The organism is Pseudomonas sp. Ant30-3 (assembly GCF_000690905.1).
In the GTDB taxonomy this organism is placed as follows: Bacteria; Pseudomonadota; Gammaproteobacteria; order Pseudomonadales; family Pseudomonadaceae; genus Aquipseudomonas.
The window spans coordinates 1-14785 of the sequence record NZ_JMCL01000002.1 but is presented as its reverse complement, the minus strand read 5'-3'; the positions used below and the strand labels follow the sequence as shown (position 1 = coordinate 14785).

12 protein-coding genes are annotated in these 14785 nt (G+C 60.0%); 9 read left to right on the top strand and 3 right to left on the bottom strand.

Annotated features, from left to right (window positions below):
• Positions 1-159: 159 nt before the first annotated feature.
• From DU29_RS0100440 to DU29_RS0100430, 3 genes are all read right to left on the bottom strand, one after another.
• Positions 160-2061, bottom strand: coding sequence for a PhoX family protein (locus tag DU29_RS0100440; protein ID WP_028619918.1), 1902 nt, complete (start codon positions 2059-2061; stop codon positions 160-162).
• Positions 2062-2286: 225 nt separating this feature from the next.
• Positions 2287-3051 carry a TOBE domain-containing protein gene (locus tag DU29_RS0100435; RefSeq protein WP_028619917.1) on the bottom strand — a complete coding sequence of 255 codons (765 nt, stop codon included), beginning with the start codon at positions 3049-3051 and terminating at the stop codon, positions 2287-2289.
• Between the two features lie 323 nt (positions 3052-3374).
• Positions 3375-4115, bottom strand: a complete 741-nt coding sequence (locus DU29_RS0100430; RefSeq protein ID WP_028619916.1) for a ComF family protein — start codon at positions 4113-4115, stop codon at positions 3375-3377.
• Positions 4116-4207: 92 nt separating this feature from the next.
• Between DU29_RS0100430 and bioB the strand changes: the two genes are divergently transcribed.
• From bioB to DU29_RS0100385, 9 genes are all read left to right on the top strand, one after another.
• On the top strand, positions 4208-5263 hold the full coding sequence (gene bioB / locus DU29_RS0100425; RefSeq protein ID WP_028619915.1) for a biotin synthase BioB: 1056 nt from the start codon (positions 4208-4210) through the stop codon (positions 5261-5263).
• A gap of 161 nt (positions 5264-5424) precedes the next feature.
• Positions 5425-6603: an 8-amino-7-oxononanoate synthase gene (gene bioF / locus DU29_RS0100420; RefSeq protein WP_028619914.1), complete on the top strand. Its 1179-nt coding sequence runs from the start codon at positions 5425-5427 to the stop codon at positions 6601-6603.
• Positions 6596-7327, top strand: a complete 732-nt coding sequence (locus tag DU29_RS0100415; RefSeq protein WP_028619913.1) for an alpha/beta fold hydrolase — start codon at positions 6596-6598, stop codon at positions 7325-7327. The genes bioF and DU29_RS0100415 overlap by 8 nt, the downstream gene beginning before the upstream one ends.
• Complete coding sequence (gene bioC, locus DU29_RS0100410) at positions 7320-8132, top strand: malonyl-ACP O-methyltransferase BioC (protein ID WP_028619912.1); 813 nt, start codon at positions 7320-7322, stop codon at positions 8130-8132. The genes DU29_RS0100415 and bioC overlap by 8 nt, the downstream gene beginning before the upstream one ends.
• A complete protein-coding gene (gene bioD, locus DU29_RS0100405) occupies positions 8129-8809 on the top strand; it encodes a dethiobiotin synthase (RefSeq protein WP_028619911.1) in 681 nt (226 codons plus the stop codon). Before bioC ends, bioD begins: the two co-directional genes overlap by 4 nt.
• A 107-nt stretch (positions 8810-8916) precedes the next feature.
• Complete coding sequence (locus DU29_RS0100400; protein WP_028619910.1) at positions 8917-9213, top strand: hypothetical protein; 297 nt, start codon at positions 8917-8919, stop codon at positions 9211-9213.
• A 278-nt stretch (positions 9214-9491) separates the two neighbouring features.
• Positions 9492-11297 (top strand): phenylacyl-CoA dehydrogenase, encoded by a 1806-nt coding sequence (locus DU29_RS0100395; protein ID WP_028619909.1) that lies wholly within the window; start codon positions 9492-9494, stop codon positions 11295-11297.
• 216 nt (positions 11298-11513) lie between these two features.
• On the top strand, positions 11514-12800 hold the full coding sequence (locus tag DU29_RS0100390; protein WP_028619908.1) for a GGDEF domain-containing protein: 1287 nt from the start codon (positions 11514-11516) through the stop codon (positions 12798-12800).
• A gap of 90 nt (positions 12801-12890) precedes the next feature.
• On the top strand, positions 12891-14687 hold the full coding sequence (locus tag DU29_RS0100385) for an acyl-CoA dehydrogenase C-terminal domain-containing protein (protein WP_028619907.1): 1797 nt from the start codon (positions 12891-12893) through the stop codon (positions 14685-14687).
• The last annotated feature ends 98 nt before the right edge of the window (positions 14688-14785 follow it).

The window sequence follows — 14785 nt, the reverse complement described above, 5'->3', positions numbered from 1 at the left end:
GAGGTAAGTGTTGTTCGTGGCGACGCGTTCGCGGGCAAGTCGGGATGCCGCACCACACGCTCCCACAGGGTATTGCGGTGCGCACGTTATTGCGACACACCGCAGCCTCCTGTGGGAGCGTGTGGTGCGGCATCCCGACTTGCCCGCGATGAGGCCCTGTCAGGCGCCGACAACCCCACCATCTTCACGCGTGATCGCCATCACCGAAGACCGCGGCTTGCCATTGGGCAAATGGTCGGGGAACGTCGAACCACCGTTCTCCCCCGGATGCTGAATCCCTACAAACAACGTCTTCTGGTCCGGCGAGAACGCAATCCCCGTCACCTCACAACCTACCGGCCCTACCATGAACCGGCGGATCTCGCCCGTCACCGGATCGGCGCAGAGCATCTGGTTGTTGCCCATGCCCGCATAATCGCCGGTGTTGCTCGAGTCGCCATCCGTCTGGATCCACAAGCGTCCGGCCTTGTCGAAACTCAGGCCGTCGGGGCTGTTGAACATGTTCTGCGTGGTGATGTTCGAAGAGCCAGCTTTCGGCGTTCCGGCGTGCACGCCGGGGTTACCGGCGACCACGAACAGGTCCCAGGCAAAGCTTTTCGAGGCGTGATCGTCGCGATCCGTGCGCCAGCGCAAAATCTGTCCGTAGACGTTTTTCTCGCGCGGGTTGGGCCCACCTACCGGCTGACCTTCCTCGCCGCGTTTGACGTTATTGGTCAGCGTGCAATACACCTGGCCATCCTGAGGGCTGACGACAATCCATTCCGGACGGTCCATGCGCGTCGCTTTCACCACACTGGCGGCCAGACGTGCGTGGATCAGCACTTGCGCCTGATCAGCGAAACCGCTGCTGGCGTCGATGCCGTTTTTGCCGTGGGTCAGTTCGATCCATTCACCGTGGCCCTTCGGATGATCGGCATTGCTGTCCCCGGCGTCGAAACGTGCGACGTATAACGTGCCGTGGTCCAGCAAATCGCGATTGGCCTTGGGATTTTTGTGATTGATCTTGTCGCGGCTGACGAACTTGTAAATGAATTCGCCACGCTCATCGTCGCCCATGTACACCACGGCGTGGCCGTCGGCGGTTTCGGTCAGGGCGGCGTTTTCATGTTTGAAGCGGCCCAGGGCCGTGCGTTTGACAGGCGTCGATTGCGGATCGAACGGGTCGATCTCGACGATCCAGCCGTGACGGTTGAGCTCGTTGGGATTCTTCGCCAGATCAAAGCGCTCGTCGTGCTGATGCCAGTTGATCTCTTTGCTCGCGGCGACCACGCCGTAGCGTTTCTGCGCGGCATCGAATTTTTGCTCGGCGTTATTGCTGCCAAAACAATCCGTGAAGTTTTCTTCACAGGTCAGGTAGGTGCCCCACGGCGTCATGCCGTTGGCACAGTTCTGAAAGGTGCCCAACACGGTTTTGCCGTCGGGATCGGCGCTGGTTTTCATCAGCGCATGACCGGCGGCCGGGCCGCTCAACTGGATCGGCGCATTGCCGTGAATCCGCCGGTTGTAACGCGAGCCCTGTACAAAATGCCACTGACCGTTCTGGCGCTGAACTTCGATCACCGACACACCTTCACAGGCCAGCGCCTTGTGCACATCGTCCGCCGACTGCGGCATGCCGCCGTGGGGATAGAGGTAGCGATAGTTGGTGTATTCGTTGTTGATCGCCATCAGCGCCCGGTCTTTTTCACCGGGGAATTCGAACAGGCTCATGCCGTCATTGTTATCGCCGAACTGCAGTTCCTGCTGGGCCGCGGTGCCGTTGCCAGCCGGGTCGAAGGCTGGCCCGTCCTTTTGCAGCGGCTGGCCCCAGCTGATCAGCACCGAGGATTTGTAGCCCGGCGGCAGGGTGATGGCGTCGCTAGTGGCGGCGGGGATGCTGGCAAAGCCCAACAGTTTGCTCGCGCCTGCGCTGACACTGTCGGCCAGGACGCTGCGGCTCAGCAGGTTGCCACCGAGGAACATCGCGGCGCCGCACAGGGCGCCTGCGCTAATGAAGCCACGGCGACTGAGGCCGATCATGTTTTCGAGATCGGTGGACTGGTTTTCTTCTAATAGGCTCACATCAGGCTCCCTGCGGTTTTGCAGTCACCATAAAGAGCAACGATGAAGTTTTTGTTGCAGTTGCAGCACACCTCCCTTGTAGCAGCTGGCGGAGCCTGCGTCCGGCTGCGCAGCAGTCGTAATCTCATATCAATTTTTAATCGCGATCGCGACGTGAGTTTTTTACGACAGCTGCGCCGCCGGACGCAGGCTCCGCCAGCTGCTACAAAGGCAGCGGTGTATGGTTTACAGCGGTGTGCCAAGCAAAACGTTGGACGGTGCGAATTGCACGCGCACCGGTTTATCCGCTGCCAGATCGAGCGAGCGCAAGAGCAGCGGCTCGGCCAGTGCGCACAGCGTCTGGCCGTTGGGCAAGCCAATGCGCACTTCGCTGGGGCCGTCCTCGGCGTCGAGGATTTCTTCGATAATGCCGGTCAGGTCGTTGTATCCCGGCGTTGCCGAATCTTCGAGCGCCAGCAGCTCCAGCCATCCGGCTTTGATCAACGCCACCACCTCGGTGCCAATTTCCAGCTCAAGACGCAGCGTGCTGTCGTGGGTGATTTGCGCATCCAGTGTCAGGCCCGCCGCCAGCTCAAGCCGGATCAGGTCGTTGCGGCCCTGACTGCCAATCGCGATCACCTTGCCGTGCAATTGATTGCGCGCACTGGTCCTTAGCATCAGGCGTCCGAGCAGATCGAGATCGCTGGCGTCCTCTGCCGCTTCCAGCACCTGCGCCTGCAGGGTTTGCAGTTTTTGATACAGGCGCAGCACCCGCTCACCTTCGCTGGACAGTCTGGCACCACCGCCGCCCTTGCCACCGACGCTGCGTTCCACCAACGGTTTCTGCGCGAGGTTGTTCAACTCGTCGATGGCGTCCCACGCAGCTTTGTAACTCAGGCCGGCGCTTTTTGCCGCACGGGTGATCGAGCCTTCCTCGGCGATGTGCTGCAGCAACGCAATGCGTTGCGGGCGACGGACAATGTGCTGGGACAACAACGTGGGCAGGGACATGGCGAGAGGCTTTGGACTATGACGATGTCGGGGACGTTGGCTGCTTGGAACGCGGGAGTCAAGTCGCGCAGCGGACTTGTGGCAGCAAGCCCGATCCCACGGGTTATGTCGCTAAGATGAAAGGGTATACCAGATGGAAGGGTATACCTGATGGAGGTGTATACCTGATGGAAGGGTTCATCTGTGGCGAGGGGATTTATCCCCGTTGGGCTGCGAAGCGGCCCCAAACATTGTTAACGCGTACCCTGCAAGCAGGTCTTACGACGGCTTCGCCGCCGAACGGGGATAAATCCCCTCGCCACAGATATATTTTCCGGCGTGAATTAGAGGGTGTCGCCAGGTTTTGGTGTGCGCGCCAGGCAGTACACATCGACCCGCGCCGCGCCGGCATCCATCAACAATCGGGCCAAGGCATGGGCCGTGGCGCCGGTGGTGAGCACGTCGTCCACCAGCGCCAGATGAAGACCTGCGACCCGTGCATCGGGCGCCAGGGCGAAGGCATTGCGCAGGTTCTTTTTGCGCGCCTCGGCATTCAGATCCTGCTGGGCGCTGGTGTCCTGAACTCTCAACAATATTTTGTCATCGCAAGAGATGTCGAGCCCCTCACTCAGCCATCGCGCGAGCATGGCCGCTTGATTAAAACCACGCTTGCGCAGACGTTTCGCGGCCATAGGCACTGGAAGCATTGCGTCGGGCCGGTCCATATCCTCTCCGAAACGGTGGCGCAGAAACTGAGCAAGAAGGTTACCAAGCAGTCGTCCATACGGCCAACGCGCGCTGTGTTTGAAACGGGTGATCAGGCTGTCCAGCGGAAAACTGTAGGTCCATGGCACCGCGACCTGTTCGAATGCCGGCGGTTGTTTGAGGCACTGACCACACGTTAGCCCCGCCGACGGCAGTGGCAATGCGCACGTCCGGCAATGTTCACCCAGCCACGGCAGATCGGTTTCACAAGCCATGCAGATCGGCGTGGCGTCATCCGCCACTTCGCCGCACAGCGAACAGTGTTGTTTGTTTTTTAACCAGATGTAAACCGGTCCTTCGTAGCGTGGTTGACAGCGCATCACTCTTCCTTAAATATGCCGAACATCCGTGTCGCGTCTGTGGGTATTCCTTACCCCAGTCGCCAGCCAAGCATAAAACAAAGGAAACACCCATGAGCGCCAGCACCACTGCAACTCTGCGTCATGATTGGTCTTTGGCCGAAGTCAAAGCACTCTTCGTGCAGCCGTTCAACGACCTGTTGTTCCAGGCGCAGACGGTGCACCGCGCGCATTTCGACGCCAATCGCGTTCAGGTTTCAACGCTGCTTTCGATCAAAACCGGCGCCTGTCCGGAAGATTGCAAATATTGTCCGCAGTCCGGTCACTACAACACCGGGCTGGAGAAAGAGAAGTTGATGGAAGTGCAGAAGGTCCTCGAAGAGGCCGCGCGCGCCAAAGCCATCGGCTCCACCCGCTTCTGCATGGGCGCGGCGTGGAAACACCCGTCGGCCAAAGACATGCCGTACGTACTGGAAATGGTCAAAGGCGTGAAAGCCATGGGCCTGGAGACCTGCATGACCCTCGGTCGCCTGGATCAGGATCAGACCGAAGCGCTGGCCGACGCCGGCCTCGATTACTACAACCATAACCTCGACACCTCGCCGGAATTTTACGGCAGCATCATCACCACGCGCACTTACGGCGAGCGCCTGCAAACCCTGGCGTACGTGCGTGAATCGGGCATGAAGATCTGCTCCGGTGGCATTCTCGGCATGGGCGAGTCGCTGGACGACCGCGCCAACCTGCTGATCCAGTTGGCCAACCTGCCGGAGCATCCGGAATCGGTGCCGATCAACATGCTGGTGAAAGTCGCCGGCACGCCGCTGGAAAATGCCGATGACATCGACCCGTTCGACTTCATCCGCATGCTCGCGGTCGCGCGCATCCTGATGCCGCAGTCTCACGTGCGCCTGTCCGCTGGCCGTGAAGCGATGAACGAGCAAATGCAGGCGTTGGCGTTTTTCGCCGGTGCGAACTCGATTTTCTACGGCGACAAGTTGCTGACCACCGCCAACCCGCAGGCCGACAAGGACATGCAACTGTTCTCGCGCCTGGGCATCCTGCCGGAAGCGCGTGAAGAGCATGCGGATGAAGTGCATCAGGCGGCGATCGAGCAGGCGTTGGTGGAGCAGAAAAGCAGCGAGCAGTTTTATAACGCGGCTGTTTGACCGTTTCACCTTTCCCACTGATTGGAATGCAAAACCACTGTAGGAGTGAGCCTGCTCGCGATAGCTGTATGACATCCAATAACGATCTCGGCTGACACAATGCCATCGCGAGCAGGCTCACTCCCACAGGGGACATGTATCATTTGAAAGTCGAGGCCTGCATGTCTTTCGATCTCGCCGCACGCCTTGCCGCCCGTCGTGCCGACAATCTCTACCGTCACCGCCCATTGCTCGACAGCCCGCAAGGCCCGCAAGTGGTGGTCGATGGTCAGCCGTTGCTGGCGTTCTGCAACAACGATTACCTCGGTCTGGCCAATCACCCGCAAGTGATCGAAGCCTGGCGGGCCGGTGCGTCCCGATGGGGCGTCGGCGGCGGGGCATCGCATCTGGTAATCGGTCACAGCACGCCGCATCATGAACTCGAAGAAGCCCTCGCCGACCTTACCGGCCGCCCACGTGCCTTGCTGTTTACCACCGGCTACATGGCCAATCTTGGCGCAGTCACCGCGCTGGTGGGACAGGGCGATACGGTCCTCGAAGACCGGCTCAATCACGCATCATTGCTGGACGCCGGGCTGCTCTCCGGCGCGCGCTTCAATCGTTATCTGCACAACGACGCGGCGAGTCTGGCCAAGCGCCTCGAGAAAGCCACCGGCAATACCCTGGTGGTCACCGACGGCGTGTTTAGCATGGACGGCGACATCGCCGATCTCCCGGCGCTGGTGCGCGAAACCAAGGCCAAAGGCGCGTTGTTGATGGTTGACGATGCCCACGGTTTTGGACCGCTGGGCGCCACGGGTGCCGGCATCGTCGAACATTTCGGTTTGAGTCAGGACGATGTGCCGGTACTGGTCGGCACGCTGGGCAAAGCGTTTGGTACGGCCGGCGCATTTGTCGTTGGCAGCGACGAGCTGATCGAAAGCCTGATCCAGTTCGCCCGCCCATACATTTACACCACCAGCCAGCCGCCGGCCCTGGCCTGCGCAACGCTGAAAAGCCTGGAATTGCTGCGCAGTGAACACTGGCGCCGTGAGCACCTGCAGAGCTTGATCCGCCAATTCCGCCGGGGTGCCGAGCAGATAGGTCTGGAGCTGATGGACAGCTCCACGCCAATCCAGCCGATCATGGTTGGCGATGCCGGGCGCGCGGTTCGCCTGTCGCACATGCTCCGTGAACGCGGCCTGATGGTGACCGCGATTCGCCCGCCGACCGTGCCTGCGGGCAGTGCGCGTTTGCGAGTGACGTTGACCGCGGCGCACAGCGAAGCACAGGTGCAGCTATTGTTAGAGGGCCTCGCCGACTGTTTTCAACAACTGCGCCCGGAGCCAAACCATGCGTGATCGGCTGATTCTGCTACCCGGTTGGGGTCTCGGCATTTCTCCGCTGGAGCCATTGTCTGCGGCTCTGCAGGGACTGGATGAGCGCTTGCGCGTCGAGATCGAGCCGTTGCCTGAGCTGGCATCCAGCGACCTGGAAGAATGGCTCGACGAACTTGATGCGACCCTGCCCCAGGACACCTGGTTGGGCGGCTGGTCCTTTGGCGGCATGCTCGCGTCCGAACTGGCGGCGCGGCGCGGCGACCGCTGCTGCGGCGTGCTGACGCTCGCGAGCAATCCCTGTTTTATCGCCCATGAACAGTGGCCGAGTGCGATGTCGGGAGAAACCTTCGACGCGTTTCTGGCCGGGTGCAAAACCGATTCGCGGCTGACCTTGAAACGCTTTGCACTGCTTTGCACGCAGGGCGCTGAAGACCCGCGCGGGTTGTCGCGGTTGTTGCTCGGCGGCGCGCCGCACACGACCGACGCCGTCCTAATGAGCGGCCTCGAAGTGCTCGCGCAACTGGATACCCGTCAGGCGCTGCAAGCCTTTCGCGGACCGCAACTGCACCTCTTCGCCGGGCTCGACGGCCTTGTGCCCGCTGAGGCCGCGAGTGAATTGCTGGCGTTGTTGCCGGATGTCGAAATTGGTCTGATTGAACAGGCCAGCCACGCGTTTCTTCTGGAAGACCCCCACGGTGTGGCGGGGGCGATTCAGGCCTTTTTGCATGAGTTTGGTGATGACTGATTTATCCCTTCACGGCTTGCCCGGCGGGTTGCCGGACAAGCGCGACGTAGCCGCTTCCTTCTCCCGCGCGGCAGCCAGCTATGACAGCGTGGCCGAGCTTCAGCGTGCAGTCGGCGGTGAATTACTGAACAGGTTGCCGGAGGCTTTCGTACCGGCGCGCTGGCTGGATCTGGGTTGCGGCACTGGCTATTTCAGTCGCGTGTTGGCCGAACGGTTCGCCGGCAGCCAGGGTATTGCGCTGGACATTGCCGAGGGCATGCTCAATCACGCGCGGCCATTGGGCGGGGCGCGCGATTTCATTGTTGGCGATGCAGAACGGTTACCGCTGCAGGCCTCGACCTGCGATTTGATCTTTTCAAGCCTGGCGGTGCAGTGGTGCGCGGATTTCGCTTCGGTGCTCAGTGAAGCGAATCGGGTACTGAAACCGGGTGGAGTCTTCGCGTTTGCTAGTCTGTGCGTAGGCACCCTGGCGGAGCTGCGCGACAGTTGGCGTCAGGTCGATGGCAGAGTGCACGTCAATCGCTTTCGGGAGTTCGGGGTTTACCAACAGCTTTGCGCCGACAGCGGTTTGCGAATCGCGCGACTGGAGACCCGTCCCCATGTGCTGCATTACCCTGATGTGCGCAGTCTCACCCACGAGCTCAAGGCGTTGGGTGCGCACAACCTGAACCCCGGTCGACCGGGCGGTTTGACCGGCCGCGCGCGGATTCTCGGCCTGGTTGAGGCTTATGAGCGGTTTCGTCAGGCCAAAGGTCTGCCGGCGACTTATCAAGTGGTGTACGCCGTTTTGGAGAAACCCCAATGAGCGCAGCCTATTTCATCACCGGTACGGACACCGATGTTGGCAAGACGACCGTTGCGGCGGGGTTGCTGCACGCTGCGCGCTCAGCGGGCCTGAGTACCGCAGCGGGCAAACCGGTGGCCTCCGGTTGCTCGGTCACGCCCAAGGGTTTACGCAATGCCGATGCCCTGGCGCTGCTGGCGGAGTGCTCAATGCCGCTGACTTATAAGCAAGTGAATCCGCTGGCGTTCGAGCCGGCCATCGCGCCTCACCTGGCCGCTCGAGAAGCCGGTGTGGCGCTTACAGTGCAGTCTCTGCTCACGCCGATGCGGCAGATTCTAGACATGCAGGCGGATTTCACCTTGATTGAAGGCGCCGGTGGCTGGCGCGTGCCGCTGGCGGATCAGGACAATCTGTCCGACCTGGCGATGGCGCTGAATCTGCCAGTGATTCTGGTGGTTGGTGTGCGCCTCGGCTGCATCAGCCATGCACTGTTGACGGCCGAAGCGATTGCCCGAGACGGCCTGCAGCTGGCCGGTTGGGTGGCGAATATCATCGATCCAAAAACCTCGCGGCTGGAAGAAAACCTCGCCACCCTCGCCGAACGACTCCCCGCGCCGTGCCTTGGGCGGGTCCCGAAACTCAAGTTGGTAACGGCTGAGGCGGTGGCTGAACATCTGCAACTGGATCTGCTGGACTAGGCTTTCACTATGACAGGGCACTTTGCCATTAGTGTTTTTGTCGGGCGTTTTACTGTCAGGTCTGCTTCAATGAGTTCTTGTTGATCCTTCAAAGGACGTGTTCTCCCATGGAAATCTCAGGAAACACCGCTTTTTATGCCGGTCTGAGCACTGTTCAGACTGGGCAGAACCGTGTCGATCAGGCTGGAGTTCAGATCGCCAACAATACGATCGAGCGTTCGGTCACCAGTCAGTCCTCCGAATCGCAAGTCGACCGTCTGCGCTCGGTTGACCGCGCTCAGCAGTCAGACCTCTCCAGCAGCATGGTCGAGATGGCGCAAGGCAGGTTTCAGCTTGAAGCCGGGGTTAAAGTGGCCAAGGCTTCCGACGAAATGCTCGGTACGCTGATTGATACATTTGCCTGACGCCTCGCTGCAATCCGCTACCCGACGCCGCGCCTTGTCGCGGCGTTTTTCTGCGTAAGTCCTTCTCGCTCAACTAATCTTTTCTTCAATACGCTTCGCTGATGGCGAGGGCTTGCGCATGCGCGCGTCCGGCCAACCGAGGGCGTGAATGACAAACGGCAAAAGATCGACGCTTGACAAGGTTTAGGCGTAAACGTATGTTTCAAACAACTGTTTGACCGTCACAACAAATCCATACGGTCGTTCATCCCCGGTTACATCAGCAGAGGTTTATCGCTATGCCTGACTACAAGGCCCCCTTGCGTGATATTCGCTTCGTTCGTGACGAACTGCTCGGCTACGAAGCGCATTATCAGAGCCTTCCGGCTTGTGCAGACGCAACTCCTGACATGGTTGACGCCATTCTCGAAGAAGGCGCCAAGTTTTGTGAGCAGGTATTGGCTCCGCTGAACCGCGTGGGTGACACCGAAGGTTGCACCTGGAGCGAGTCCGGCGTTAAAACGCCGACCGGTTTCAAAGAAGCCTACAAGCAATTCGTTGAAGGCGGCTGGCCGAGCCTGGCGCACGACATCGAGCACGGCGGCCAAGGCCTGCCGGAGTCGCTGGGTCTGGCGGTCAGCGAGATGGTCGGTGAAGCCAACTGGTCGTGGGGCATGTACCCGGGCCTGTCGCATGGCGCGATGAACACCATTTCCGAGCACGGTACGCCTGAGCAGCAAGAGGCTTACCTGACCAAGCTGGTATCTGGTGAATGGACCGGCACCATGTGCCTGACCGAGCCGCACTGCGGCACCGACCTGGGCATGCTGCGCACCAAGGCTGAACCTCAGGCCGACGGTTCCTATAAAGTATCCGGCACCAAGATCTTCATCTCGGCCGGTGAACACGACATGGCCGATAACATCGTCCACATCGTCCTGGCCCGCCTGCCGGACGCACCGGCTGGCACCAAAGGCATCTCGCTGTTCATCGTGCCGAAGTTCATGCCGAACGCTGACGGTTCGATCGGTGCCCGCAACGCGGTCACCTGCGGTTCCCTGGAACACAAGATGGGCATCCACGGTAACGCCACCTGCGTGATGAACTTCGACGCGGCCACCGGCTATCTGATCGGCCCGGCGAACAAAGGCTTGAACTGCATGTTCACCTTTATGAACACCGCACGTCTGGGTACTGCGCTGCAAGGTCTGGCACACGCCGAGATCGGATTCCAGGGTGGTCTGAAATACGCTCGCGACCGTCTGCAGATGCGCTCGCTGACTGGCCCGAAAGCGCCTGAAAAAGCCGCTGACCCGATCATCGTGCACCCTGATGTGCGTCGTATGCTGTTGACCATGAAGGCTTTCGCCGAAGGTAACCGCGCGATGGTTTACTTCACGGCCAAGCAAGTCGATATCGTCAAATACGGTGTGGACGAAGAAGAGAAGAAAAAAGCTGACGCACTGCTGGCGTTCATGACGCCGATTGCCAAAGCCTTCATGACCGAAGTCGGTTTCGAATCTGCCAACCACGGCGTGCAGATCTACGGCGGTCACGGCTTCATCGCCGAGTGGGGCATGGAGCAGAACGTTCGCGACAGCCGCATTTCGATGCTGTACGAAGGCACCACCGGTATCCAGGCACTCGACCTGCTGGGCCGCAAAGTGCTGATGACTCAAGGCGAGGCACTGAAAGGCTTCACCAAGATCGTCCACAAGTTCTGCCAGACCAACGAAGGTAACGAAGCGGTTCAAGAGTTCGTCGCACCGCTGGCTGCGCTGAACAAAGAGTGGGGCGAGCTGACCATGAAGGTCGGTATGGCTGCCATGAAAGATCGCGAAGAAGTCGGCGCGGCGTCGGTGGACTATCTGATGTACTCCGGTTACGCCTGCCTGGCCTATTTCTGGGCTGACATGGCGCGCCTGGCGGCAGAAAAACTGGCGGCCGGCACCTCGGAAGAAGCGTTCTACACCGCCAAGTTGCAGACTGCGCGCTTCTACTTCCAGCGCATCCTGCCGCGTACACGCACTCACGTTGCAACCATGCTGTCGGGCGCCGGTAACCTGATGGATATGAAGGAAGAGGACTTCGCGCTGGGTTACTAAGACCCGCGCAGGTGCTTCATCGAGCCGCTGCTTCCTCGGGAGCAGCGGCTTTTTTGTGCGCGACATAAATGGCTAAACATTCCAGCCAAAAAACCTTAAGAAGAACGCAAACGCTGCCGTTAAAGAGGATGGCGATGTGACATGTGTCACACCCTATGTGATTTACTGATGGCAGGCACAGTGCCATCTCTTTTTGCCGGGTTGGAGTTTTACCCTTTGTCACGTCCTTCCGCTGTACGTATCAGTCATTTTCTGCCGTCCCTTCTGCTCTTGGTTGCGGGACTCGCGGCGGCCTACGTCAAGGATCTGAACGTCTTCCTCACCTCGCTGTTCAACGTCTTGCCCACGTTGGTCCTGCTGCTCGGCGGCGCTTACTGCGCGGTATACCGACGCCAGCGCGAACTGTTTCTGATGGTCACGGTGTACATCGCGTACTTCCTGCTTGATACCCAAACCGATTACTACCGCGACAACGGCAAAGTTCGCGCAGACGCTGCGGTGGTGTTTCACCTGTGTTGCCTGCTGTTACCGCTGTTGTTCGGGGTGTTTGCCGCGTGGCAGGAACGCACCCATTTGTTTCAGGACATGGTGGCGCGTTTCGCAGTGTTGCTGGCGGTGGGCAGTGTCGCGCTGGGGCTGGAACAGAGCTACCCGCAAGCGCTGCTGTTGTGGCTGTCGGAAATCCGCTGGCCCGCGTTGCACGGAACCTGGATGAGCCTGATCCAGCTCGCCTACCCGGTATTTATCGGCGCATTTGTGCTGCTGGGTTGGCAATACTGGCGCAACCCCAGACCCTTGCACGCCGCGCAACTGGTCGGCTTGCTCGGACTGTTCTGGGCGCTACCGAAGACGTTCATCCTGCCGTTCACGCTCAATATCATGTGCAGTCAGGTCATGTTGATGATTGCTGCAGCGGTCGCTCATGAGGCGTATCAGATGGCGTTTCGCGATGAGCTCACCGGTCTGCCCGGCCGGCGCGCACTGAATGAACGCATGCAACGTCTGGGGCGCAATTACGTTTTGGCGATGGGCGATGTCGACCACTTCAAGAAATTCAACGACACCCACGGCCATGATGTGGGTGATCAAGTGCTGCGTCTGGTTGCCAGCAAACTGTCGAAAATCGGCGGTGGCGGTAGGGCGTATCGCTACGGCGGAGAGGAATTTGCCCTTGTGTTTGCCGGCAAGACGCTCGAAGAGTGTATGCCGCATCTCGAAGTCATCCGCGAATCCATCGCGACCTACAACATCCATCTACGTAATCAGGACCGCCCTCAGGATGATCAGCAAGGGCGACAGCGCCGTGCCGGTTCGGCGGCCTCGAGTGTCTCGGTCACCGTCAGCATCGGCGTCGCTGAGCGTGTCGAGCAACGCAACCCGGAAAAAGTGCTGAAGTCAGCGGACGAAGCGCTCTATGCAGCCAAAGGCGCCGGTCGCAACTGTGTGGTGGCGTACGGACGAAATCGCCGTGGCGCGGTGCGCATGGACGCTGCTGCAGGTTGAGTGATGATGGCGCATTCAGCGTCTGGACTGTGATTGTGAGGCGTAGTCGCCGGCAGTAGGTTTGAGGGATCTGCTGCCGGAGAAATGACCATGCCCGAGTACAAAGCTCCCCTGCGCGACATGCGCTTCCTGATCGACCACGTCTTCGATTTTCACAGCAACTATGCTGCGCTGGGCGCGACAGACGCCAGCCCGGACATGGTCAACGCGATCCTTGAAGAAGGCGCAAAGTTCTGTGAGAACGTTCTCGCGCCGCTCAATCGCAACGGTGACGAAGAGGGCTGCCATTTCGACAATGGCGTGGTCACAACGCCTACAGGCTTCAAGCAAGCTTTCGCACAATATGTAGAAGGCGGCTGGCATGGTCTGGCGGCTGATCCGGCATTTGGCGGCCAGGGTTTGCCCAGCTCGCTGGGCCTGGTCATCAGTGAAATGGTCGGCTCCAGCAACACATCCTGGGGCATGTATCCCGGCCTGACGCACGGCGCCATGTCGGCCATTCACGCCCATGGCACTGACGAGCAGAAACAGACGTATTTGAGCAAACTCACTGCGGGCGAATGGACGGGCACCATGTGCCTGACCGAAGCCCATTGCGGAACCGACCTGGGCATCATAAAAACCCGCGCCGTGCCTGCGGCGGACGGCAGTTACGCGATCTCCGGCAGCAAGATTTTCATCTCCGCCGGCGAGCACGACATGAGTGGCAACATCATTCATCTGGTGTTGGCGAAACTTCCGGAGGCTCCAGCAGGAACCAAGGGTATTTCGCTGTTTATCGTGCCCAAATTTCTGCCGGACAACGCGGGTGAAGCGGGCGAGCGCAATGGTGTGTCTTGCGGATCGATCGAGCACAAGATGGGCATCAAGGCGTCGGCCACTTGCGTCCTGAATTTCGATGAGGCGAAGGGATTTCTGATCGGCGAGGCGAACAAAGGCCTCAACTGCATGTTCACCATGATGAACCACGCGCGCCTCGGCACCGGCATGCAGGGATTGTGTCTGGGCGAAGCGAGCTTTCAAGGGGCGATCAAGTATGCCAACGACCGGCTGCAAATGCGCTCGCTGACCGGGCCGAAAGCACCGGAAAAAGCTGCCGACCCGATCATCGTCCACCCGGACGTGCGCCGGATGCTGCTGACCATGAAAGCCTTCAACGAAGGCAATCGCGCGCTGACCTACTTCACCGCGCAATTGCTGGACGTCGCGCATCTGAGCGCGGATCAAGCCGCGCGCCAGGATGCCGAAGACTTGCTGGCGTTCCTCACGCCCATCTGCAAAGCCTTCATGACCGACACCGGGCTGGAAGTGACCAACCTCGGCATGCAGGTGTTTGGTGGTCACGGGTACATTCGTGAGTGGGGCATGGAGCAGTTGGTCCGCGACTGCCGGATCGCCCCGATTTACGAAGGCACTAACGGTATTCAGGCGCTGGACCTGCTCGGGCGCAAGGTGCTCGGCAGTCAGGGCAAACTGCTGCGCGGTTTTACCAAAATCGTCCACAAGTTCTGCGCCGCCAATGCCGGGCACCCTGAACTGGGCGATTATGTCGCGCAGCTCAACGAGCTAAATCAGCAGTGGGGCGAACTGACGACCAAGGTCGGCATGGCCGCCATGAAGAATGCCGATGAAGTTGGCGCTGCGTCAGTGGATTACCTAATGTACAGCGGTTACATCATTCTCGGTTATCTGTGGTTGCGTATGGCGCTGGTAGCGCAGGCGCAAGTTGATGAGGGCAGTGGCGACGCCGATTATTGCCGGGCCAAACTGGCGACCAGCGAGTTCTACTTCAAGCGACTGCTACCGCGCACGGCCGCTCATCGCGCGGCGATCGAGGCGGGGAGTGACTGTTTGATGGCACTGCCGGCGGAATTGTTTGCGCTCTGAACCAACGTCTGTGGCGAGGGAGCTTGCTCCCGCTTGAGTGCGTAGCGCTCACCGATTGGCGGCTGCTACGCATCCGAGCGGGAGCAAGCTCCCTCGCC